19 protein-coding genes and 1 CRISPR repeat array are annotated in these 23288 nt (G+C 44.5%); of the genes, 8 read left to right on the top strand and 11 right to left on the bottom strand.

What is annotated here, in order from left to right; genetic code table 11:
* From cyoC to cyoE, 3 genes are read left to right on the top strand one after another with little or no spacing between them, the layout of a single operon-like run.
* Positions 1 to 621 (top strand): cytochrome o ubiquinol oxidase subunit III, encoded by a 621-nt coding sequence (cyoC, locus tag KO531_RS13360; protein ID WP_011787513.1) that lies wholly within the window; start codon positions 1 to 3, stop codon positions 619 to 621.
* Complete coding sequence (cyoD, locus tag KO531_RS13365) at positions 621 to 962, top strand: cytochrome o ubiquinol oxidase subunit IV (RefSeq protein WP_011787512.1); 342 nt, start codon at positions 621 to 623, stop codon at positions 960 to 962. The genes cyoC and cyoD overlap by 1 nt, the downstream gene beginning before the upstream one ends.
* Before the next feature lie 13 nt (positions 963 to 975).
* Entirely contained in the window at positions 976 to 1908 is a 933-nt protein-coding gene (gene cyoE, locus KO531_RS13370; protein ID WP_131525506.1) for a heme o synthase, read from the top strand.
* Positions 1909 to 2019: 111 nt separating this feature from the next.
* Here the strand turns inward: cyoE and KO531_RS13375 are convergent, their stop codons facing one another.
* The 5 genes from KO531_RS13375 to KO531_RS13395 form a co-directional block, all read right to left on the bottom strand.
* Entirely contained in the window at positions 2020 to 2544 is a 525-nt protein-coding gene (locus KO531_RS13375; RefSeq protein ID WP_219251406.1) for a protein disulfide oxidoreductase, read from the bottom strand.
* 25 nt (positions 2545 to 2569) lie between these two features.
* Positions 2570 to 3454, bottom strand: a complete 885-nt coding sequence (locus KO531_RS13380) for a thioredoxin domain-containing protein (RefSeq protein WP_219251407.1) — start codon at positions 3452 to 3454, stop codon at positions 2570 to 2572.
* A gap of 136 nt (positions 3455 to 3590) precedes the next feature.
* A complete protein-coding gene (locus KO531_RS13385) occupies positions 3591 to 5702 on the bottom strand; it encodes a protein-disulfide reductase DsbD domain-containing protein (RefSeq protein ID WP_219251408.1) in 2112 nt (703 codons plus the stop codon).
* 399 nt (positions 5703 to 6101) lie between these two features.
* A complete protein-coding gene (locus tag KO531_RS13390; protein ID WP_168826275.1) occupies positions 6102 to 6512 on the bottom strand; it encodes a hypothetical protein in 411 nt (136 codons plus the stop codon).
* Between the two features lie 403 nt (positions 6513 to 6915).
* Entirely contained in the window at positions 6916 to 7665 is a 750-nt protein-coding gene (locus KO531_RS13395) for a 3-oxoacyl-ACP reductase family protein (RefSeq protein WP_168826273.1), read from the bottom strand.
* A 184-nt stretch (positions 7666 to 7849) separates the two neighbouring features.
* On the opposite strand from KO531_RS13395, the gene KO531_RS13400 reads away from it, so the two are divergent.
* On the top strand, positions 7850 to 8770 hold the full coding sequence (locus KO531_RS13400; RefSeq protein ID WP_041412513.1) for a LysR family transcriptional regulator: 921 nt from the start codon (positions 7850 to 7852) through the stop codon (positions 8768 to 8770).
* A gap of 46 nt (positions 8771 to 8816) precedes the next feature.
* On the opposite strand, the gene KO531_RS13405 is transcribed toward KO531_RS13400, so the two are convergent.
* Entirely contained in the window at positions 8817 to 9464 is a 648-nt protein-coding gene (locus KO531_RS13405; RefSeq protein WP_012197821.1) for a CatB-related O-acetyltransferase, read from the bottom strand.
* A 1116-nt stretch (positions 9465 to 10580) separates the two neighbouring features.
* Here KO531_RS13405 and KO531_RS13410 point away from each other — a divergent pair.
* From KO531_RS13410 to KO531_RS13420, 3 genes are all read left to right on the top strand, one after another.
* Positions 10581 to 11444 (top strand): site-specific integrase, encoded by an 864-nt coding sequence (locus KO531_RS13410; protein WP_219251409.1) that lies wholly within the window; start codon positions 10581 to 10583, stop codon positions 11442 to 11444.
* Positions 11423 to 12541, top strand: coding sequence for an IS91 family transposase (locus KO531_RS13415; RefSeq protein ID WP_219251410.1), 1119 nt, complete (start codon positions 11423 to 11425; stop codon positions 12539 to 12541). The genes KO531_RS13410 and KO531_RS13415 overlap by 22 nt, the downstream gene beginning before the upstream one ends.
* 340 nt (positions 12542 to 12881) lie before the next feature.
* Positions 12882 to 13310, top strand: a complete 429-nt coding sequence (locus tag KO531_RS13420; RefSeq protein WP_219251411.1) for a hypothetical protein — start codon at positions 12882 to 12884, stop codon at positions 13308 to 13310.
* Positions 13311 to 13400: 90 nt separating this feature from the next.
* Here KO531_RS13420 and ltrA read toward each other — a convergent pair whose 3' ends face one another.
* Entirely contained in the window at positions 13401 to 14750 is a 1350-nt protein-coding gene (gene ltrA / locus KO531_RS13425; protein WP_219251412.1) for a group II intron reverse transcriptase/maturase, read from the bottom strand.
* Between the two features lie 648 nt (positions 14751 to 15398).
* Between ltrA and KO531_RS13430 the strand changes: the two genes are divergently transcribed.
* Entirely contained in the window at positions 15399 to 17354 is a 1956-nt protein-coding gene (locus KO531_RS13430) for a hypothetical protein (RefSeq protein ID WP_219251413.1), read from the top strand.
* 385 nt (positions 17355 to 17739) lie between these two features.
* Positions 17740 to 17944: a CRISPR direct-repeat array (repeat unit 24 nt; unit sequence TCAGCTGCCTATTCGGCAGGTCAC).
* Positions 17945 to 18074: 130 nt separating this feature from the next.
* On the opposite strand, the gene cas6f is transcribed toward KO531_RS13430, so the two are convergent.
* The 4 genes from cas6f to KO531_RS13450 are packed head-to-tail and all read right to left on the bottom strand — an operon-like array spanning position 18075 to position 23078.
* On the bottom strand, positions 18075 to 18686 hold the full coding sequence (gene cas6f, locus KO531_RS13435; protein WP_219251414.1) for a type I-F CRISPR-associated endoribonuclease Cas6/Csy4: 612 nt from the start codon (positions 18684 to 18686) through the stop codon (positions 18075 to 18077).
* A gap of 1 nt (position 18687) precedes the next feature.
* Positions 18688 to 19737 carry a type I-F CRISPR-associated protein Csy3 gene (csy3, locus tag KO531_RS13440; protein ID WP_219251415.1) on the bottom strand — a complete coding sequence of 350 codons (1050 nt, stop codon included), beginning with the start codon at positions 19735 to 19737 and terminating at the stop codon, positions 18688 to 18690.
* 9 nt (positions 19738 to 19746) lie between these two features.
* Positions 19747 to 21852 (bottom strand): type I-F CRISPR-associated protein Csy2, encoded by a 2106-nt coding sequence (locus KO531_RS13445; protein WP_219251416.1) that lies wholly within the window; start codon positions 21850 to 21852, stop codon positions 19747 to 19749.
* Positions 21846 to 23078, bottom strand: a complete 1233-nt coding sequence (locus KO531_RS13450; protein WP_088213007.1) for a TniQ family protein — start codon at positions 23076 to 23078, stop codon at positions 21846 to 21848. The genes KO531_RS13445 and KO531_RS13450 overlap by 7 nt, the downstream gene beginning before the upstream one ends.
* Positions 23079 to 23288 lie beyond the last annotated feature (210 nt).

Here is a 23288-nt window from a genome sequence, read left to right on the forward strand (position 1 = left end):
ATGAGTATTGCAATCCCAGCAGATTTAGAAGTAGCTCACGCAGAAGATCATCACGAACACCATGATACGAGTGGCAACACTCTGTTTGGTTTTTGGATTTACCTGATGACAGACTGCATTTTGTTTGCCTCGGTTTTCGCAACCTATGCTGTGCTCTACATGAACACGGACGGCGGTGTATCGGGTAAAGACATTTTCGAATTGGACTTTGTGCTGATTGAAACTGCCGCCCTGCTCGTCAGTAGTATTACCTATGGCATGGCGCTGATTTTTGCTAAACGCCATAACAAAGCCGCGACCTTGGCTTGGTTACTCGTCACCTTCGCCCTCGGTTGTGTGTTTATCGGGATGGAAGTCTATGAGTTCCATCACCTGATTGAACATGGCAATGGCCCACAGCGCAGCGCTTTCCTGTCGTCCTTCTTCACTCTGGTAGGTATGCACGGCTTGCACGTGACCGCAGGTCTGATTTGGATGGCGATCATGATGATTGAAGTGGCGAAAACCGGTTTAGGTCATCGCAGCATCACCCGCCTGAGCTGCTTAAGCCTGTTCTGGCATTTCCTCGACATAGTGTGGATTTGTGTATTCACGGTCGTGTATTTATTGGGAGCACTGTAATGAGCGCACATAGTCATACTGATAAGCCTAGCCATGGCACTGACGATCTGGCCGCGAGCATTAAGTCATATCTAATGGGCTTTGTGCTGTCAGTGGTATTAACTGCCATTCCATTTTGGGCGGTAATGACCCATCACTTCGAGAAAGCGACCACCCTTAGCTTAGTGCTAGTGATGGCGATAGTGCAGATAGTGGTACATCTTAAGTACTTCTTGCACTTAGATTTCTCGAAAGAAGGCAAAGTGAACACCTTCTCCTTCCTGTTTACCGCCCTGATTATTGTCATGGTCGTCGGCTTGTCGGTGTGGATCATACTCGAAGCCAACGCTTTGATGATGTAACGAGAAACAGTCTATGCAAACACAAGACAGATTTATGTCACCGCAATGGAAAGCACGCTTCAAAGGGTATGTGCAGGTTACTAAGCCTGGCATCATTTTCGGGAATCTGATTTCCGTTGCTGGCGGTTTTTTATTAGCCGCCAAAGGCGACGTAAATTTGGTCTTGATGCTGGCGAGCTTAGTAGGATTGTCCTTGGTTGTAGCCTCGGGCTGCGCTGTCAATAACTGTATTGACCGTGATATCGACGCCAAAATGCAGCGAACCTGCAAACGCGTGACCGTCACGGGCGAAATTGCCGTGGGTAACGTACTTGCATTTGGACTCGCCTTAGGTGTGTTAGGTTTTAGCATCTTAGCCTTGTTTACCAATGCATTAGCCCTGCTATTTGCCGTTATTGGTTACATCGTTTATGTGGGGGTTTATAGCCTCTACATGAAACGTAACTCAGTGTATGGCACTTTGGTTGGCAGCTTCTCGGGCGCAGTACCGCCCGTGGTTGGCTATTGCAGCGTGACAGGGCAAATGGACATGGGTGCAGCTATTTTGCTGTTGATGTTTAGTCTATGGCAGATGCCACATTCCTATGCCATCGCGATTTTCCGTTTTAATGACTATGCGGCCGCTAATATTCCTGTGCTGCCGGTTGCAGAAGGCATGACCAAAGCAAAACTGCATATCGTGCTTTATATTGCAGTGTTCGCCTTAGTCAGTGCGCTGCTGCCACTCGCGGGTTATACAGGTATCGCCTTTATGGCGGTCACCTGCGCGACCAGCCTGTGGTGGCTTGCCATGGCACTAAAAGGTTATCGCCACGGCGTCGACATGCAACGCTGGGCTCGCCAAGTGTTTGGTTTTTCAATCATCACTATTACGGCGCTCAGTGTGACTATGGCGCTCGACTTCCAAGTTGTGAGTCAGGCACCACTGCTCACTTTAGTGAAGTAAATCCTAAGCTTTCAGCTAGTTCTCTAGTCCTGAAATAAGTTGATAATACAAAAGCGCTAACCAAGATTAGCGCTTTTTTTCTCTCCTAAAACAGCCCCTGAAGCATCACTTCTAAGTGAACATCATTCGCCACCACATACCGGGTAGGCTAGTAAAGCCTGTCGTATAGTGTTTTAGCTCACCCTCTTTAAAGATCATAATGGTTGGCGTCGCCTGCAATGACCAATCACGGGCAATCTTGCTGTCACTATCATTAATAGTGTCAAAGCCATAGCCTTGATGCTGAAGATATTTTCTCAGTTTCTCATCCTCCCCCGAATTCATGGCAACCGTCACCACGGGGTAATAGGCCGACATTTGATTGACTGCCGGGCTGACAAAATTACACACAGGGCACCAAGTGCCCCAGAAGTACACTAATACCGCCTGATCTTGACTTAACGTGGCAATATCAAGCGCTTCCCCTGCCAACGTCGTCCCTTGGAGCTGCGGCAAATTATCCCGCGGGATATCTTTGCCGCGCCAGATGTCCATCACGCTGGTCACGATAAGAGCAATGAGCAGCCAAAGTGCCAGCTGCTTAATCCAGCCCAATATGCGTTTAGGTAAAGATATCGAAACCTGTTCGGCGCTCATATTTTCAGTTTCCTTTGGCGGCATCTTAACTGCTCTTCTGCGTCTTATCTTTAGCGGCAATCGCGGCTTCAAGCTGCTCTTTTAACACTTCGTAAGGCACTAATCCGGGAATAAGCGTATCGGCCACTACCATACTTGGAGTGCCACCTATGCCTAACTCATTCATTAAATTAACATTGTCATCGACCATTTTAGCCACGCGCTCATCTGTGTTGCCAACCCAACGCTCGGTTGCCGTCAGTTTAGCGACCTTAGCGATGGCGGCGGCATCGAGTCCACGCGGACTCGACATCAACATATCCTTCACCTTGAGATACTTTTCAGGCTCGTTTAACCAAACCGTTTGGGCAAAATCGACTGCCATTTTGGAGCCTTCGCCCTGCAGCGGCACCATTTTAACTATGATTTTTAACTGCGGAAATTCTTCAATCAGCTGGTTCAGCGAAGGCTCGATTTTCTTGCAGTATGGGCAGTTAAAATCGGTGAAATACACCATCTCAATCTCAGGTGTCGCAGAGCCCTTCCACGGATCGCTTTTGGTCTCATACATGGCTTTATGATGGGTCACTAGGCTCGTTTGCATGGCGGTATTGGCCCCCTCTTGCTCCCTTGCTTGCCACGCAATAATTGCTTCTCTCATTAGGTCAGGATCATTGATCAAGGCATCTTTAAGAATCGCTCGCACCTCTTGCTGCTGGGCCGCCGATAAACTGCTGTCTTTGGCATAGGCCATGGTGCTCACCGAAGGCAAGGAAACCACCAGCATTGCCATGGCGACACCCGAGACAGCAAACATCTGCAACTTGCGATGTTTGAATAAAGAGCTAAATTTCGACATCTTAGTGCCTCCGATGACTTGAGTATTCTGCATTGATTCAGTGATGTTTTGTGCTTCAATTGTCTGTTTCATAATCGATTTCCATTGTCTTAAGTCAGAGTTATCCCTGACCTGAGTATTTGTTGAGTGCCACTCGACTCGCTATTGAATGAGACTCGCCAGTGATATTGCCGAATGACATGTCCGAGTGAATGGCTGTTCGTTAGCGTTATTTCTCTGCCGCTACTGATGACTTTTCAAGGGACGCTGAGGCCTGCTCAATCGCAGCGAGCACAAGGTCAGTCGATAGAATTTCCGGCAGCTCAATCCCCTGCGGTGCACCCGGGCCGTAAACCACGTTGAATGGCACCCCAAAACGATGATGGCTTTGCAGGTAGTGAGTAATGGGCTCAGAAGGCGTAGTCCAATCGCCCTTCATCGGCAAAATATGCGGCTGTTGCAACAGGCTATAAACAGGGTCTTGCAAGATCACGCCAACTTTATTGGCCTTACAGGTAATGCACCAATCGGCAGTGACATCGACAAATACTGTCTTGCCCTGGGCGACCTGCTGATTAATCAATGCTTGATCCAATGGCGTCCAAGCAAGATCCGCAGGTAAAGGTTTAGCCCACTGGTTCACCGTCATAAAGGCGATGATTGCCGACAGTAAAATACCGATACCTAAGCAGCTCACAATGGCAATCGCGCCATATTTTTTAGCCATAAACACCATAAATATCAGTGTAATAATGCCAGCTAATGGCCACAGGTAGATTGTATCAATGAAGCTGGACAACAGGCTAATGAGCCACAAACTGGTGAGTAGTAACATGCCGGAGAAAAACACTTTGACTGTGTTCATCCAGCGACCGGGTTTAGGGAAATAACCCGCCACTTGCGGAAATGCCGCCACAATCAACCAAGGGAACGCCATACCCACGGCCAACGCAGTGAAGATGGCAAACAAGCTCAGTACATCGGCGCCCAAGGCGAAGGCGACCGCAGTACCCAAAAATGGCGCACTGCACGGCGTCGCCAGTAGCGTAGCAAACATGCCCTGTAAAAAGTGGCCGCTGTTATTATTGCCGCCCGTCGTCGCCAACTTGGTTTGCACGTTAGAGGGTAAGTTAATCTCAAATACACCTAACATATTGAAGGCAAACACTGTGGTCACCAGCGCCATAAAGCCGATAAACCAAGGGTTTTGGAACTGCACGCCCCAACCAATCGCCTGCCCCGTAAGCTTAAGCATTAAGATAAAGCCAGCGAGTAACCAGAATGAGGCCAATATCCCCAGCGCTGATGCGATGAACTGTTGGCGGATTTGATTGCGCTTAAGATCAGGCGCGGCAACCACTGAACTGAGCTTCATGCCGAGTACTGGTAACACGCAGGGCATGACGTTTAAAATCAAACCACCGATAAGCGCCAGCAGTATCATGCCGAATATCGAGGTGCTTTCTTGGGTAATTACCACAGGCTTAACCTCGGCGCTGTATTCCAACGCCCGCTCGCTATCGGCGACAGTCATGTTCAGCGATTTACCTAAAACTTCAGGCTCGCCCAGCCAACTTTTACCGCTAAAAATACCGACCAATTGCTTGCCGTTAACATCGCTTTCACTCAGTTTTAAGCTCACTAGCTTAAATGTGGTATCTGGCTCGCCATCGATAATCACTGTGGGTTGCTGCCAGTTGGCATCATTAAGCCTGACTTCAAGTTGACCTTTGGCGGTATCCCAACCCATTGTCATCGCAGGATTTTGGCCCTCTTGGGTCAACACTTTTTGCGGCACAAGCGACACGGCTTTGTTGTAGGCCAACATGGCATCGGTATCCGCTTGCAGCGCATTGGGCGTGAAGTCGAGACTAATCTGATAATCCGTCAGTACACAGATGGTGGTACAGGTCGACAAGGTCACTTTGCCACGCAGCTGAGTTGGCGCAGCGATATCATCGACTTTTAGGGTTAATGGAAAGGTGGTATTGCCTTTATAACCAAAGGTTTGTAATCCCAATAATGAGAATTCCTCTGGCGCAGGCCATCTCCAATCCACTTGCTGTAGATTGCGTGAGCCATCCCATTTTATCGTCGGCGCGATACCGCCTTCCCCAGGACTACGCCAATAGGTTTTCCAATCGCCCTCAAGTTGTACTTCAAGCACAGCGGGCAAAGTATTCGTTGCAGGATCAACCTCCCCCGTTAGCATAAAACGTACTTTGGCTGGCGGGTGATTATCATTAACCAACCACCCCGTCGATGCGGCCATTAGCGACGGACTCGTCACTATCAAGGCGAGTATCCAGAATCTGGTTAACATGGATTTTAATGTACTCATTTTGTCCCCCAAATATGCATTAACTGTTTGTTATTCAATTGCATATTAATCTCTTCGATATGTCGTCAGCATTTGCCATTGCAATACTTAAGCGCTGTTAGACCAAGCTAAGTTAAACAAGACTCTGTGATGCTGCGTGCATGCTTACCTTGCTTTTAGGCCATATAAATATTGGCTAACGCTATGTTCTGGTTACCAATATCGTTATGGCTTAAGAAACATCAGCGTGATAGAAGGCTTAAGTTCAAGCAGTCAGATAGGGAGGTGTGATGTGTAAAATTGGATGTTCTGCAGCCGCTTAACTTTCTTTTCTACCGGCAAACTGGCGAGAAAAGTCAAATATTGACTGAGAGAAAGCATGCCTAAACAAACCCACCTATCAAATTGATAAATAAGTTTTTATTCTTGAAAGCGACAATGTGTGAGATGTATTCGCCTAGGTTTAGCTTGATAACCTTGTATGGGTAACAGTGTTATCACGCGGGAGGCGCGGGGAAGTAACGGCAGTAGGAACAGCAGGATAAGAAATGGGATGGTACTCGGAGTGTCGATACAGGTTCGGATCGATTTCTCAGACAATTCACATTTTTTAGGTTCACTTTTGACCAGCTCAGTACCTGCCGCTTGAGCATCGGCGTGGCTAGCCATATTGTTTGAAGCTGAACTTGAGTTTAAAACTGAGTTGGCGCTAAAACCAGCACCAGAAAAAGACGTAGCCGACATCGCTTGCGCGCTCGACTCCTTGAGCAACAAGTTAAGTATTCCACTATTTTGAGTCAAACAGAACAAGGTCAGAATGGTAAACACCATCACGCCCCATAAGTTGCCTGTTTGCTTAGTCGATAACTTAGAAATTTGGATTTCCCTTCGTCTTATTCTTTGATAATAAAGATAAAAAATGAGTGTCTTTCAACAGATAGCTGAAGATAAGACCGGCGGATTGTAACAATAGTTCATCAACAAGCAAATTATTTTGCCTTGCCTGAGTCAAGCCATAGTCCACCATTTCAATAAAACCACGCTTTGCTGACGGATAATTTGAGTAACAACGACCTAAGGTCTTACCATCATACTCAACGAGTTTTTATGCTCTAACATATTGATTTTTCATAACTAGCCACAGCTTAAGTAAAGCCCGCCAGAGTGACTCTTGTGCAGGCTTATTAATGATTGGAATCAAACTTTTTGCCTAAAAGATAAATACAGGCAAAACTTATGCAGAAAACCCACCATCAATCATCAAACTCGCCCCTGTGATATAGCCCGCTTCTGGGCCCGCAATAAAGGCGACAAAGCTGGCGATCTCTTCGGCTTTACCGTAACGCCCTAGTGCGCCTATCGCCTTAACGGGCTCGGATGAATCACCGTTATCAGGGTTCATATCGGTATCCACAGGTCCAGGCTGAATATTGTTCACCGTAATAGCTCGAGGGCCTAAATCCCGCGCGAGTCCTTTGGCCAAACCGACTAAGGCCGATTTACTCATGCCGTAAATCGCACCACCTACAAACGGAATACGCTCAGCGTTCGTGCTACCGATATTGATGATCCGGCCGCCGTCATTCATGTGCAGCGCGGCTTCTTGGCTCGCCACAAACACACTGCGCACATTAGTGTTAATTGTTCGCTCCCAGTCCTCTAACGTCAGGTTCTCGATGCTATCCCAAATCAACGTGCCCGCATTATTGACCACTATATCTAAGCCACCGAAATGCTCTTTGGTCTCGCGGATGGCACGACGAATCGCATCAGGCTCTGTGCTGTCGGCCTTAATGGCAATGGCTTGACCACCATGGGTGATAACTTCGTCAACAAGCAATTGTGATTGGGCTTCAGATGAAACATAGGTAAAGGCAACTGCTGCGCCGTCACTCGCTAAACGTTTAACGATGGCGGCACCGATACCACGACTACCACCTTGTACAAAAGCCACTTTACCTTGCAAATTATTCGACGATTTCATAGTTAGCTCACTCAATAGGGATAAAAATCTATGGTATAAAAAAGCGTTGTTAATCAATCACAAAATGGCGATCGCCCGTTAGTTAACGCTCTTTTTCATACTGTGGTAGTAGCTTACGCGATTCACTTCCCATGATTAAGTCACTAAAATGACCATCACTAAGTCCTTCAAGGAATTAATTGCCGTGATAAATAATCAATTTGTTGAGATACGCCATTTCGTCACAGTTGCCCAGCTCGGCAGTTTTACCTTAGCGGCGCAGGCGTTAGGCATGACAGGTTCGGCGCTCAGTAAAAGCATAGTACGATTAGAAACCCGCTTAGGTACTAAGCTGCTGCACCGCACCACAAGGCGTGTGAGCTTAACCAATGATGGCGATTCGTACCTCAAAGACTGCCAAAATGCCATGGCAATCCTAGACAATGCACAGAGCCGCCTCGGCAGCGAACAGCAAATTCCCTCAGGTCGAGTGCGAGTGGATTTACCCGTCACGTTTGGGCGGCGATATATACTGCCAACCCTATTATCACTATCGCAAAAATATCCCAAGCTCGAGTTATCCATTACCTTTAACGATAGAGCGACAGATCTATTCAATGATGGGATTGATTTGGCGGTGCGTGTCGGACAACTCGGCGACACTGTGGATTTAGTCGCCCGTAGATTAGGGGAACAACGCCGAGTGATCTGCGCATCTCCTGCCTATTTTGCTCGACTTGGCACACCAAAAGACAAAGCAGATCTTAGCCAGCACCAATGCATTGTTGGCTGGCCGCTCGGGCAGCAACATCGCTGGTTACTTAAAAATGAGGATGGGATCATCGAGGCCTATGATATTCCAGTGCGCCACGAAATCGCTGATTGCGAAGCCATTTTAGCGGCCACACTGGCGGGAGTAGGTTTAGCGCAAGTGCCTATATGGCTAGTTGAGGACTATCTTAAAACCGGTGAACTCATCTCGGTACTGGACGAACTCGCCAGTGACGACACACCTATCCACCTTATTTGGCTTAAAACCCCTTACCTCCAACCCAAGCTACGGGTGATCATCGAAGAACTGGCCGAATTAGCCAAAACTCCAAAAAGTAGATTTAAGGCAGAATAAGTGAAAGGACTCGACTGAGCGCGACCTTTCACTTTGGGACTAACGGTTATTTGCTTTGATGTATGGATTGGTCATAGAGAGTGATCGCTTTGCTGAGCGCGTCAAAATCCGCCGAACACAAATACCGCTTTAAGCTTTCAAACTTTTCGGCAGGCCAATCGTAGATTTTTAACGCCAGTAACTCAGTAATGACGTCTTTATCAAACCGATACTTGATTAATTTCGCAGGTGATCCCGCCACAATACTGTAGGGTTCGATATTTTGAGTGACGACACTATTTGCGGCAACAACCGCACCTTCACCTATCGTCACCCCAGGCATCAGCATACATCTCATACCTAACCAAGCCCCATCACCAATATGAGTATCGCCTTTGCCTACATAGGCCTCCTCGATGAAATCCATAAAGGGATATAAACAAAACCAATCCGCTCTATGCGTATGATTTCCGCCCATTAAGATCACAACTTCGGCAGCGATACACACATAGTTCCCGATATAAAGTTTATCGATAGGCCACTTAGGCTCCCACTCACGGCTCACTTCATCACCATGAAGATATCTCACTGCTGATCCCTCAAAGCCAGCATCCCAGCAATCACTGTAATAGCTATGTTGGCCTTTGACTATGATATTGGGATTGGTGACCACCTCATGCAATAACTGAACTTTTGACCAATGCTTGTTCTGCATTGTAAATCCTCTTTATAAACAAAATAATAGATATAAGACATCATGTTATGAGAAGTTTCACATTAGAATAGTCAGTGAATACGCGGCTGTTTTAGCAGAGGAATGAGTTTCATAAAAAAATCACAAGTGGGTATAAAAAAGAAAATAGCCCATAAAACTGAAATATCGACATGAGCTAAGCCGTTGTCACTGAAAGTGTCGCTGAAACCAAACTATGACATAGCAGCATATACAGAAACAATTACTTAGCTAAATGATGTAACCATACGTCGACATAAAATGTACCCATAGTCTGACAAATAGGAGCAGCCGCAAAATAACTCAAGTGAAAAATGTAACTTTACTACAAATGACTATTAAGCATTTGCAAACTGACAATTGCTCTAAATAGTATTGGTTGTATTGCTAATCTAGCCACCAGTGAATCAAAATGGGTATTGAAAAGTTGCTTAGCTGAGTATCCAGCATTCGTTACTAGCGACCTATCTTCTTAAATCCTTCCCTAGATCTTGCGCAAATTTTTTAGCGGCCTTTAATGACTCTCTATCTGTGAATTGTTCAGCTGTAACTGTGGGGGGAGCAATAAGTTTGATACTAAAATGGCAGCGATCGCATAGTTACGCTGCCATTTCTAAATCAAAATTGCTCCATTCCGTGTTTTGGCTCGTTAGCTCTACCGAAAATTCCCACATTTGCTGCCATACAAATTCTTATCTATTTACTATGTTTGGCCTTACCAGAAATCGGCTAACAATGTATGGGTATACAGTCGTATTTAAATTTAGGTGTTTTGGTATGATTTTCAGACAAAATCAGTGCGCACTAATTCCATACGTAATAAATAAAATGCTATAAAATCAATTGACTATAGAGGCTAAGTTTTAGTTAATAGGTTTGGAAAAACGCGCATGCGCGTTTTTCCAGATGGTGTATTTGGCAGAAAGCTGATAAGTTCTTTGCATACAGAGAGTTAACCGTGCGCGTTTTCACTGGTCTAACGTGGTAAACGCGCATGCGCACTAATAAAATGTTGAACTAAGCCGCTGCGCGGAGCTTAAAGGGAACCACTGCTCCACACTTACTCCTAGGGATAATCCCTTACCTAGGAGGTCTACTATGTCATCACTTCTGCAACAGTTCCATGACGAGATTAGTTTACGTAGTTACTCAGCCCGTACACGCGATGCTTATCTGCGTGCCATCACCCAACTGCAGCACTATGCAAACCAACCGCTCGATAGCATTACGGATGAGCAACTTACGACTTATTTCCGTTATTTGAATCTTGAGCGACATCATTCCAGAGCCACCTTAAAGTTACAGCTTAATGGCATTCATTTTTTCTATGAACATGTCCTAGGGCGCGACTTTACGGTTCAGCTGAGTTTACCTAAACGTCCGCACAAGCTGCCGCAACTTCTTAGTTGCCAAGATATCGCGGCACTGCTGTATCACTGTCAAAACCTGAAACAACGCGCCATGTTGGCGCTGTGTTATGGTTGTGGTTTACGCGTCAGTGAGTTAACCCATATTAAGGTCGCTGATATCGACGGACAGCGGCAGTTACTCAAAGTGTGTCAAGGTAAAGGCGCCTGCGACCGCTGGGTGATTATTTCACCGACCTTGCTCACCCTGTTGCGTCAGTATTGGCAAGCGTATCATCCCATCGAATGGCTGTTTGCCTCGACCTATCATGATGTGGTTTATCCGCTACATGAGTCGACTTTTCGTAAAGCGTTAGCGAAGGCGGCTCGCTTAGCGGGGATCACTAAGCCGTGCAGCCCACACAGTCTAAGGCATGCTTATGCGACTCACCAATTGCAAGCGGGTATGCCCCTTCATCAATTACAGGCCCAACTTGGGCATCACAGTATAAAGTCTACCGAGCGCTACTTGCATTGGTCGCCGGAATTAGGTCATCAAGGCTGTGACTTGCTAGCAAGTCTTGGGGGGATGCCATGGCAACCACCTACCATGTAAGCGATATCCTTCAGCAGCACTTAGCCCACTACCAACAGCAGCATAAACTGACCGAACAGCAAGCCTTAGTCTGCCAGCATATTCAGCAGTGTCGCACGCAAACCTTAGGCATACAGCACTGGCGTTGTGATACTTGCCAGTATGAGCAGCAGGTGTTTTGCTCCTGTGGTGACCGGCATTGCCCTCGTTGCCAGGGAAGGCAGACGCAAGCATGGATTGCTGCGCAGCAGGCGCAAGTCTTGGCTTGTCGCTATTTCCACTTGGTCTTTACTTTACCCCACGAGTTGAACATCTTGGCGCACTACGCTGCCAAGCCGTTATACAGCGCCCTGTTTGAGTCTGTGTGGCAGACGCTTGCGCAGTTTGGCATGAAACGGAAACACCTTCTGGGTCAATTGGGTTGCACTATGGTGCTGCACACGTGGGGGCAGACCTTGAGTCAACATATCCACTTGCATTGCTTAATCCCGGGCGGGGTAGTGACGTCAGCGGGAGATTGGCATGTCGTTAAAACGGATTATCTGTTTCCGGTTAAAGCCTTGTCCACCGTGTATCGGGCCAAGCTATTACGGGCACTGCGACAACGCCAGCTGGCTATTCCAGCGGCTGACACCTTAATGGCAAAACCGTGGTGTGTTTACAGCAAAGCGTGTCTAAGCCGCGCCGAAACCGTGGTGGAATACTTTGGGCGTTATACCCGTAAAGGCATGCTGCATGAGTCAAGAATTGCCGAAGTGACCGCAGAGCATGTCAGTTTTCGCTACAAAGACTATCGTGATGGTCAGCAGCATAAGCAAATGCGGCTAAGCTGTGATGAGTTTATCCGCCGTTACTTATTGCATGTGTTGCCCAAAGGGTTAATGCGAGTCAGGCACTTTGGCTTTTTAGCCAACGCTTGCCGCCGCAAAAAGCTCGCGCTCATCCAGCAGCAATTAGGCAAGCCGCAGGTGGTATTGGCGAGTCCTTTGGTTAATGAGGACGGTTCGTGGTCATGTCCGCAATGCCAGTTAGGTCATTTGCAGTTTATTGGACTGATAAGGCCACAGTCGGTAGTGATGATAAACATCCAAGGTCAGCCAGTACGTATGTCAGGATAACCACGCCCTCAAGACGTAGTGTAATGACCGACAGCGAAAAGCAGCCAGCCTTATGGGCGCAAGCCGATGAGGGGATGTGGTGCGAGAGTTAGCCTGAGTCTGGGCTGGAATGCAGTGGACCACGCGCCTTAGTCAGTCAAAAGTGAGCTTGAAAGAATGAGAAAGCTAAAACGATATCAAGTGATTACCCATCAAACTGTATAAAAAACCGCTACCGCAAAAAAGCAAATTCATATAGCATCATTTATACCAATTGATATGGATGTGGCAGCGGCCAAGTCCAACAAGCGATTTATGCCCTGCAAACAGCACAGCGCATAAATACTAAGACGTTAGCCATATGAACGAAGAAGAACTCTGGAACCACATAGTGTCGCTCGATGAAGAGCTCTTAAAGGGCGGTGTTATTCTGTCTGAGTGGTGCTCTTTCATTGTCCGAGAATCTGACTTGGCGTTTGTGCATGGGGCGAACTTGGCATCAATACTGACGGCAGTTTCTGGTATCGAAACCTATCTGCGCTCCGAGTATGGCGATAAAGGACGTAGTAGCCTTTTTGAGTTAATCGACGGTGCTCCCATTGCTGACGATCTTCGATCTGATTTACACAAGCTACGGAAGTATCGGAATAAGTGGGTTCACGTAAATGATCCATGGGATGATCAGCGGTTACTTGATACTCCTGACGAGTCGGAGAAAGAGTTGGAAGAAATGGCTCTGTTTGCCGCTAGAGCGCTGAGAAGAACGATTTATGAGAATCAGTGGGTCTAAAATGGCTAATCGGGTAGCCGGAGGTATTTAGCCTCCAGCCCCCACACCACCCTGCATGCGGCTCCGCACAGGGCGGTTCATTTAGAACGCCTAACCTGTTTTCTGGTTCGGATAGTGAACCGCGATCCATCCATCTCTCAGTGAATACAATCCTGCTTTCTTAAGATACTCATTACTCAGCGCTTGCTGTATCCCTGGTGTTTTCGAGCTTCGCCACGGCCCTTTGCTTGTAATTCCACAAGCAACGGCCGCTTGGATCCTGACGCCACGTTTGAGTAAGTTTTGTACCTTAGTCCGTGGCTTTCGCCATTGACGCCAGTAGCACATACGTACTCGACGACGGATCCAGTGGTCTAAATCGACACATCCTTGGTAAGCGTTGGCTATGCCAAAGTAGTTGATCCAGCCTTGCATGTATTGCCGCACTTTAAACAATTGATAGCTCATGCTCACGCCCCAATTGCGGTTTGTCAGTCGTCTTATCTTTTGTTTGAAGATGTGCAGTGTTTTGACATGCCACTGGATCTTTCCGCGGTTAAAGGTAAACCCTAGGAACTTGCTTTGGCCTACCTTAACCACTTGGCTTTTCTGTTCGTTAACAACCAGTTTTAGCTTAGTGGCAAGATAGCGAGTAATACTCTTGAGGACACGTTCGCCCGCTCGTTGAGACTTGACCAAGATGATAAAGTCATCCGCGTAGCGGGCGAAGTGATGCCCTCTGCTTCCCAGCTCTTTATCCAGACTATCCAACATGATGTTTGATAGTAATGGTGAGAGTGGGCCGCCCTGAGGTACGCCTTCGAAGCTTGCTTCAAATTGGTCGTTGATCATCACGCCAGCACGCAGGTATTTACCAATAAGCGCCAGCAGACGCTTATCCTGTACCTTGATCCTTAACTGAGTCATTAAGAGATCATGATTTACTCGATCAAAGAACTTGGACAGATCAACATCGACGGCAAATTTGCGTTTATGTTTGATGATATTCCTGACTTGCAAGACCGCTTGTTTGGCATTCCTATTCGGTCTAAAGCCGAAGCTATTAGCCGAGAAGGACGGGTCAAACAACGGCGTGAGAATTTGAGCAATTGATTGCTGTATCACACGATCAATGACGTTAGGGATACCCAGTTTGCGTTTACCGCCATTGGGTTTGTCGATCTCTACGCGTCTGACTGCTGAGGGTTGATATTCACCTAACTCAAGTTGAGATTTACACTGTTGCCAACCGCCTTGCTGCACCCAAAGCGGGAAGGCTTCGATGGTCATGCCATCGATACCAGCCGCGCCATTATTGGCTTTAACCTGACGCCAAGCTCGGTGTAGATTCTCAGGCTGAAGCAGTTGTTGGAATAAATCGCTGTTGAAGGCTGGTTGCATATCAATACGCTGCTGATAGTAATCGTCTGGCGACGTAGTGGGTATCAACAAGTTTGACAAGACTCCTCCTTCTTCTAAATGTTCAGGCCTTCACCATGTACCCACAACGCTAACGCGGGGTATGCTATCCCATCCATTACGATGGGCGTTGGGCTACTATGCCATCTGCTGACTTCTGCTTAATCACATGCCGAGTTGCCCCGTCATGCGCTATCGGTTTTCATCTGGTTCGCTCTTTTCAGTCGATGACACTGAAAAGCCAAGGCACTTATAAACCAGAGCCTGACTGGTTAATGACCGATCGCGTGTTAAGCAGATCTCCCCAGATAAGAACATGAACTTTCTTTGCACTGCTGCATCATTTACGGTGGCCATTAGATCACGTGGTTTCGTCGTCTTGTGCCAACTCACCTCTAGCCTACGCCTCATATGATGTTCTTGTTCATCAGCTCGCAAATTTGCTAGCGGCTTCCTTCAAACCAATCCTCGCGGATAAGCCCTTGCCATTCGCTAGTAGTTAACGTTTAATTACAGGATGTTATTGCACGGTGACCTTCCTACAGAGGACTTTCACCTCATTAGTTCATGCCCATGCTGGGCGTACACAAGGCAATTAAATTCGCTCCCTGCGGTCGCCGGACGCTCGTTCCTCGCGCCGTTTATTGCGGGCGTTAGGCTTTCCTGAATGAGCTTATTAGAGGTCTATAAGTGAAAAAAAGTAGAAAATCTTTAAATCGAAAAAAACGTGTTAATAAAATAAAAAGTGGATCAAGGAGCTCTAATGCAGGCAAAACCCATAAGATGTTAGCTCTTCCCGAGTATTACCAATTGGTATTTTCAGAAATTCATGATAACCACAGGGATAAAATATACCAAAAATACGTTTTAGATTCTCAGTCTTTTAGGCGTGATGCGATATGTAAATCCAAAGACCTAATAATTGGCAAAGATCATTATCAACAGTATGAAGTGCTGCAAAATATTTTGTGTGAACTAGAAGAGGAAATGGGGCGAGTAATAAAGAGACATTCCGTATTCTTCTGGCTTCATCTGTACAGACGAATAGCTCCATGCTTATCTGAAGATTTGGGTGCAAATACAAGTGAATCTGTAACTGTAAATGTTAGGCAACAAGCGGAGCAAGCGATTAAAAAATATGGAAAACTATCGTATAACAGTGATTTTTCCTTGTCTTCTAAAGTTGATTTTGACTTGATTTTAGGAGGGCTCCTAAAACAATCATACACAAGACATTTTGAAAGAAATTTTGTATCTTTTTATGAAAAAGAATTGAAGAGAAGTCGCCAGTGGGTTTTAACTGACTTTAAAATTGATGATGTTGTTGATATTTATTATATAGAGGGAATTTCTTACCAGTATTGGTATGTTTCAGCTAAGATGCGATCTCTAGGAAAAGGTATTGCACTGTCGATCTCCAATCTTGGTGATGTAACTGAGGAAAGGACGGCAGAGCAGGATTTTTTAATTTTAGATTTCGACAGAAGAAATGAAGAAGATAATATTAAGTTAGGTATTGCTAGTAATGTTGGGACTTATACCGTTACAAAGTTAAAGGATGAAAGTGCCGCGCATGATATTATTTTCATTCCATATATTAATGCGTCGCATTACACAGCTAAAGATTTGGGCCTTACCGACCTGCCAGAAGATTTTCCCCCAAACTATATACCCTGGTTTATTAATTCTAATGATTTCTATGATTCACATTCATACTTATCAAAAAAGTTCACGAAAAAATTTGGTTTCGGGCTTCTTGAGTTTCTGCAGTTTGCTGGCTTTCTTTCAAATTATATCATGTCAAATGATCCTAGAAAAAAACTTATTAATAAATCTATTGGGCTTAATTATCATTCTAAATTTCATAGAGGGTATTGCACAGTAAATCATTCTTTAGAAGAGATAAAAGATGAAATTTTAAAATATTATGAAAGTCTGAAAAATAATTGTTGCGTTAAAGAATCTGAACTGGAATATCAAATAGATACCATTTTTGACTATGTTATTTTAAGTGAGGGAAAACAGAGGAATATAGGTGTTTGGTCGAGAGGCCCGCAGTACGTATTGATTGCTCTAGATGAGGGGTATTTATGTGACTCATCATCTTGGCACTTTCTATTTCAAAATATGTTTTATGGTCTCCGGCATTACGACCCTAATTCAGTTAAGGGACATGAGTTTGAGGCCACTTTATCTGATGTTTTAAAAGAAAATGATTTTGATGTAATAAAAAATTCATGTGTTATTGCATCCGGAGAAAGAAAGCGTGAAATAGATGTAGCTGTTAGAGTTCAAGATAACCTATATTTGTTTGAGTGTAAGGCCTCAGAAAGACCGTTGAATTTCGATATCGGGAATCCCAAAACAATCGAGAAACGAACAAAGGATTTAAAAGAAAAGCTGGTGCAAGCAGACTCTCTTAAAGATTTTGTATTGGAAAACAAAGTCGGCAATAATTATGATTTCTCATGGGCTAAGAATGTTAACAGTTGTGTCGTATCACCGTTCACGGAGTGGATTTGGGCTATTGATCATTATCTTTGGACGGATTGTAAGAAATTTCCTAGGGTTATCTCTGTTCATGGCGCTATACAATACTTAACTTCAGAGAAGTCAAGGCTATCTCTTAAGGCACCTTGTTCATGAATATATATTACGTATTCTGTTCAAATATAAAATCTAGGTCTGGATATTGCCTAACAAGTTGCTGCACTCGGAAAAATTACTCGCTACGCTCCCAATTTTCTCCGGTGAGCAAGGCGTTATCGCCATATAAATTTTTATCCAAAATTAGCCTGATGCAGCCGAGGTTCTGACACGCTTTTGTCCAAAAGCTTGCTAGAAATTGATCAATATTTATTTTCACGTCTACCGTCGTGTTGGTAGTGATTTTCCTCAAAATTGATCAAACTTTAGATTTTTAATGGCTATCAATAGCTTAAAAAGGCGCATTTCCACTCAAACAATTATCCAGCGAAAATTGGGGCATTGCCAATAAAAAGCCTCTTCCCACATTGGGTAAGAAGAGGCTTTTACTGCCTATCCGGCAGTTTGCTGTATTAACATAAACGTCGAAACGATTGTTTTTATTATCAGCTGCCTATTCGGCAGGTCACCTTGGTATAAAGGATTTTACACTGTTCACTAAATTTTCAGCTGCCTATTCGGCAGGTCACACTTGCTGACATCGCCCATGCATACAGCATTAATTTTCAGCTGCCTATTCGGCAGGTCACTATACACTTATAAAATAAACCTATATAAAATCAATTACTAGAGCCAAAATTCAGAAAATAACCATATAATGTCTTAAACAGATAATTGGCTTTAAAATTAAAACGTTACAGCAACCACCAAACCAAAAGGTCAGATTTTATCTACAAGACGAGATAGCTCCGGTACTGTTCCATTTAGTTGTAAATTGCTAGCAAACCCATAGCTACTAAACAATGGTTCAGTTTGCTCCTTTGCTACCATTTTCTGTATATGAAGAAGATAATCTTGCTTATTACTACTGCTGCTCATTGCTATACGATGGAAAATGTTAAACTCTCTTGGCTGAGTATTTTTTATAGGATTAAACGTCTCACCTCGAGCTAACGCTCGTTTTTCCAAACGTTTTAAGCGTCTGCGGGCCTCGCCAACAAAAATCTTTGCAATTGCCTGATTACGTTTGAACATCACTTCAGCACAATCATCAGGTACAACGTCAACGTTACCAAGACTAAAAAAGCCACATTCTTTCATATCTTGAAAATAGGATTGCTGCTTAAGCTCACTCAATACAATTTCATCAGAATGAACAAAAGCAATCACATTACCGATAGACGCGTCTGACCAAGCAGGAAATGTCACCCCAAGACCTTTAATTTCATGTTTACAGATGTACCCATGCATTACTGAGATACAACGCCCCATTAGTAAGGCAAAGTTTGCTTCTTGTGGTAAGAAACGCACCATAAAATAGTAGCGCTGCATATTATGCCTTCTTCGTTTCGGCTTTCTTCTGGAACATGCCACCCTTTATCAGGACAGCAAAAAGATAGTAAATATTAGGATGAATTGAATGCCCTGACTCTGCGGCCTGTTGTTTGAGTTCTGCTAAATACAGCTCTGTATTTACAAATAAGGTATAAAAACTCAGTGCAGATTCAGGTGAACGCCGTGCAATACCCAGCTCTTTGTCTGCACCGAACTCATGTACTCGTAATCGTTTAACATCGTCCTGATCCCACCAATTATCAATTGATTGAATAGCCGCACCTATCTTGACCGAATTAAAACTCACCGCATAACGACCATCAGTACATTTAACCTTAGTAAACTGTTTTGAAGTTTCACCTTCTGCGGACTTTTCACCAAAGGTTTGGCTTGGGTAGATCTCTTGGCAAAAGACAGTCTCAATTTTTGCTGTAATATCGGCGCTCCAAAATACATTCGGATCAGTCAAAGCTAAGTGCATCTCTTTACTTAATTCATCAAGAACAGTCTGGGCTTCATAAGACCAAATATTCCAAGCTAACTGCCTCGTATTACTGATTTGATAACACTTTCCCGTACTGGTTTTAACATCTATTTGAGTGTTACCAGAGTTTTGATTACGCCAGAGCCAAGTTCCTAACAGCAGATTTTTACAAAAACGGGTCGCCAGCTCTTGGTAACCGTCGCACTTCTTAAATGCTGCGGACAATTTCTCAAGCAAACTAGAAACTTCAGGATCGCTGCAGCCAGATGGTTTGAGCGAGTTAGCTTGTACTCTTAGCGAGAAGCGGCAATAGATGTGAGCTACATTTGGCGGAACATAACACTCTTCAATCGTTAGAGGATTACAGTGTGTAAGGTCCTGGGGTGCTAAGTTTTTCGATTTAAATTGAGGAGTAAATGCTTCAGTGAATCCAGCTTTTTGACCACGTATACGAGTGATTTCAGCTTCAAGAGGAACAAAATCAGAATCGGCTGTTTTATAGAAAAATACCGCCTTACTTGGGTAGAGGGATCGGTCATACTTTAAAACATTGCATAGCTCCATAAACCTTCCTTAAATCCGTTTCATCAGCATTGAATGCTCTTTTGCCTCTAACATCCAAAACGCTCTCTTAAAATAGTTTATTTGCCCCTGTAACCTTATCTCAATTGCCGATGCACACTCAACTACGCCAAGCGCTGGTTCAGCATAGCAATGTAAAGGCTCTAGGCTACCGACTCGGCTAACGGGTTCAGTTAATGGTAAATAGCCAACCATAGTGGGACACAGCGATGAATTTTTATCCAACAAAAACAGAAGATCACTAATATTACCCATTGAATATCTAGTCGGCATAATCCATTTTCCTGACATAGGCAGTCTTTTCAATATTGAAAAAAGTTCAGCTTCGGATTGATAAAGCTGACACCACGCATCAACAGCATCTAACTCGGGAGGATGCATTACTCCACCGGCAAAGTTCGCCGGAAAACTTGCTTTCAACATTTCAGTTTGATTATCTAAGATAGCTAAGTCGTCTTCATAACTATCAATGTGAATGACAAGATCAAACACTAAATCACAATGTCGATTATCAATTATCCCAGCTCGCCTAAATTGATTCTCTTTCGCTCCTTGCATGCCGTACTCAGGCAGTTTTTTGCCCGAGACAGATGAGTACTGGCGAATAAACCACGAAAATGAGGTTAATCTAAGCTGAGTACCCAAGCCTTCGTTTAATCGCCGCTGGTAGTTATGCATCATTCCCCAAACAGCAGTGAGGGATGGAATGCCAACACAATACGGATTAGATAAAGCTTGGGCATCAAACACTCGAATACCTTTCAAATGTAAATATCGCTGGAAATGCTCATCCTCAGCATCTTTTTGTAGCAAAAGTTCTTTATAAGCCAAATGAGTTAACAACCATTTCAAGCTATTTCGAAGAAGGGGCATCAGTCTCTGATGAAAGGCATACTGACTTATCGTTGCAGAATGCGACATCACCGAATTCAATCTGCCGAACAGCGGCAGCAGCAATTCAGGTAATAGCTCATTCTCAAAGGTTAAAAACTGATACTCTAATGAGCCATTAATAGGCTCAAGCTCGCTAAGAAGAATCAGCCCCTCTTTAACCTCTAATCGCCATTCCAACATTGGCGCAAGCCACTCAGATAACATCGTTCTTATCTGTCTAAGATTGGCGACTTTTTGTTGCCTGCGTTGCTTTAACGCCAATGCAGATTCACTCGATAACAGTTCATCCAATACCCTCACAAATCGAGCCTGTGACAATACATTTTGATTCAATACATCCTGACCAGATAAGACCCTAGCCAGTAAATTGTTGCCTAATCCGTGAGTTTTTTTATTAATACGAGGCGGATAATTCAGGGCTTTAGCATTACCGCCAAGAGATGCGACTAGCTCACTGACTGCCGCAGGACGAATAAACTCAAGATTGGTATATCGGCCCTGTTTTTTGATTGCTGCTTGCTGGAGTTCAGACTGAAGTGCATGGCTTACAACGGGGGTAATCGCTATATATCCATCACGGAATGGCATTCGGACCTGTACGGAGTATTTATCGACTTTATCTGGGCTTAACTGCGCGGGTAAAAAATGCTTCACCCTGCCGCAAATATTCATAAACTGTTTAACAGGCATGCCAAGTTCTTGAAAAGCCTCTTTCCAGTGTTTTGGTGCTTCACACATTAATGTTGCAAGGCAAGTTACTTTACCTTGCCAAATAAACTGGCAGCCAAACAGCTTGGCAAAATTGACTTTAGCACTGTCATGAGACCACCCTAAAGTACGCTGGCAATTAGCGCTACTCAACATATTGGGATGTACTTGAGGACTGGAGGCAACGAGCCTTTGTTTACTGACCCGAATATCTGGGTACTTGAGATTATGGGTATGCAGCCATTGTACTTCGTCAATGCAAACATCAATATGGGTTTGGTTGTTAACAGTTGTTATAGCTAACCTTTTATCGAGTAAGTCATCCACCAACTTTTTCGGATAGGTAAGATTAAGCAAAATAATTAGGGCAGAGCTTTCCTCGCCAGTCACATCTAACGGTTCTGTATAAGCAGCAAATGCACGCCTCAACGCTGCCGAACGTGCTTGAACATCTTCAATATCTAGCAGTTCTCGCAAATGTAAATTCTTTACCATGCCGATAAGTACATCCCCTGTCTATCACTGCCGAAGCTGCTTTTATACTCGATCACTTGCCTTAAATAAAAAATACCAATATGTGGGTCAATCCTCTGCTTCATTTTTTGCCTAAACGCCGACGTTAATATCCCATCTTGATGAAGCCGATAAACTTGCTCTTGGGTTGTTGACAGTAAAACCGATGTTTCTGCAACTGACACTAGCGTATCGGCCACATTAGGCTTTTTCGATTTTGGATGTAGCTCAACCAATCTTTGCAAATAACGCATTAATGCAACATAGATAAAATGTGGGTCTTTATCCTCTGGATACAGACAGCGAGAATGCAGAATTAACTCACCATAAATAAATCGAAATGCAGTGTGGTTAAATAGCTTTATCAGCCTTAATTCAGCGCCTTGCGTCAGTTTATGCAGTTCTTGATAAAGGTTTTCTGGCCAGTTATCAAAATACTCCACCGCATCGCTAAAAGAAGCTTCTTTACTTTTGCAATAACGCTTTTGATACCAAAGTAGAGCCGCAAGCCGATGAGTCGCAGATACTTCATGAAGAAGCTGATTTGTAGAGGTAACATCACCACCAATAAGGCTCCTCGCTAACATGAGATCTGTCTGTTTAGCGCGAACAATTTCTGCTTTTGAAAGCTCAAATCCACAGGAACAATAGCCAATTGATTCATTCTCAATATAGTTGAGCGGCGCTTTGCATTCGGGGCAATGATGGATCAACGCACACTCATGCTTGGTACAGGCAGCATATGGTTTTAAATGCCAAACTTGCCGAATATAAGGCTCATCCTTTAAGCACTCAGGGCAAACGGGCACACTCTCAACATCATCCTCATTTGCATAACGGATAAAACTTAAAGGCATATCGATACCATTACGATGCACTGCAACGCTAGACCCAATAAAAACTCTGTTCGATCTAAATAGGGCTATTTTCTCGAGTTCATGGGGGGGTAAACCAAGAAGGGATTCAAGTAAACCCAATGCCCTCATTCTAAAGTGGCTATTGTGCTTAGCATGATAAATATTGAGGCGTTTTAGCTCGATAGGGAAAGCCCCATGTGCCTCAAAATCGAGCTCATGTAGCTCTTCTCTGATCGCCAAGCTGAGCTGCTGGTAAGAATCAAAAAAGTTCTCTGAAACGATTCGAAGCAAATAACTTTCAAGCGACTCATCAATGAATGCTCTTGCTCTAGGGGAAAATAAAAATGCCATCACTCACCAAAAACTAAGAAATCCTTAGCAGTATAAATAAAACAGTTACATAAAAATAGCAAATGGTGAGTAATGATTCTTTGTTGTTACCATAGTGCCTACAGCATACTTCTAAGTTAAGATCACTTTGGGGCGAATGCGAGCTGGCCTAGTTCATTTGATTTGGGGCAACACCTTGATAGATCTTTTACTCTAACTCATTGGTTTCGG

Origin of the sequence: Shewanella sp. NKUCC06_TVS (genome assembly GCF_019345515.1) — a bacterium.
GTDB classification, from domain to species: Bacteria; Pseudomonadota; Gammaproteobacteria; order Enterobacterales; family Shewanellaceae; genus Shewanella; species Shewanella oncorhynchi.

What these genes read in the sequence shown, in the direction of transcription:
- cyoC (WP_011787513.1), top strand. Translation starts at nt 1, where the DNA reads ATGAGTATTGCAATCCCAGCAGATTTAGAAGTAGCTCACGCAGAAGAT.
- cyoD (WP_011787512.1), top strand. Translation starts at nt 621, where the DNA reads ATGAGCGCACATAGTCATACTGATAAGCCTAGCCATGGCACTGACGAT.
- cyoE (WP_131525506.1), top strand. Translation starts at nt 976, where the DNA reads ATGCAAACACAAGACAGATTTATGTCACCGCAATGGAAAGCACGCTTC.
- KO531_RS13375 (WP_219251406.1), bottom strand. Translation starts at nt 2,544, where the DNA reads ATGAGCGCCGAACAGGTTTCGATATCTTTACCTAAACGCATATTGGGC.
- KO531_RS13380 (WP_219251407.1), bottom strand. Translation starts at nt 3,454, where the DNA reads ATGAAACAGACAATTGAAGCACAAAACATCACTGAATCAATGCAGAAT.
- KO531_RS13385 (WP_219251408.1), bottom strand. Translation starts at nt 5,702, where the DNA reads ATGAGTACATTAAAATCCATGTTAACCAGATTCTGGATACTCGCCTTG.
- KO531_RS13390 (WP_168826275.1), bottom strand. Translation starts at nt 6,512, where the DNA reads ATGGTGTTTACCATTCTGACCTTGTTCTGTTTGACTCAAAATAGTGGA.
- KO531_RS13395 (WP_168826273.1), bottom strand. Translation starts at nt 7,665, where the DNA reads ATGAAATCGTCGAATAATTTGCAAGGTAAAGTGGCTTTTGTACAAGGT.
- KO531_RS13405 (WP_012197821.1), bottom strand. Translation starts at nt 9,464, where the DNA reads ATGCAGAACAAGCATTGGTCAAAAGTTCAGTTATTGCATGAGGTGGTC.
- KO531_RS13410 (WP_219251409.1), top strand. Translation starts at nt 10,581, where the DNA reads ATGTCATCACTTCTGCAACAGTTCCATGACGAGATTAGTTTACGTAGT.
- KO531_RS13415 (WP_219251410.1), top strand. Translation starts at nt 11,423, where the DNA reads ATGGCAACCACCTACCATGTAAGCGATATCCTTCAGCAGCACTTAGCC.
- KO531_RS13420 (WP_219251411.1), top strand. Translation starts at nt 12,882, where the DNA reads ATGAACGAAGAAGAACTCTGGAACCACATAGTGTCGCTCGATGAAGAG.
- cas6f (WP_219251414.1), bottom strand. Translation starts at nt 18,686, where the DNA reads ATGCAGCGCTACTATTTTATGGTGCGTTTCTTACCACAAGAAGCAAAC.
- csy3 (WP_219251415.1), bottom strand. Translation starts at nt 19,737, where the DNA reads ATGGAGCTATGCAATGTTTTAAAGTATGACCGATCCCTCTACCCAAGT.
- KO531_RS13445 (WP_219251416.1), bottom strand. Translation starts at nt 21,852, where the DNA reads ATGGTAAAGAATTTACATTTGCGAGAACTGCTAGATATTGAAGATGTT.
- KO531_RS13450 (WP_088213007.1), bottom strand. Translation starts at nt 23,078, where the DNA reads ATGGCATTTTTATTTTCCCCTAGAGCAAGAGCATTCATTGATGAGTCG.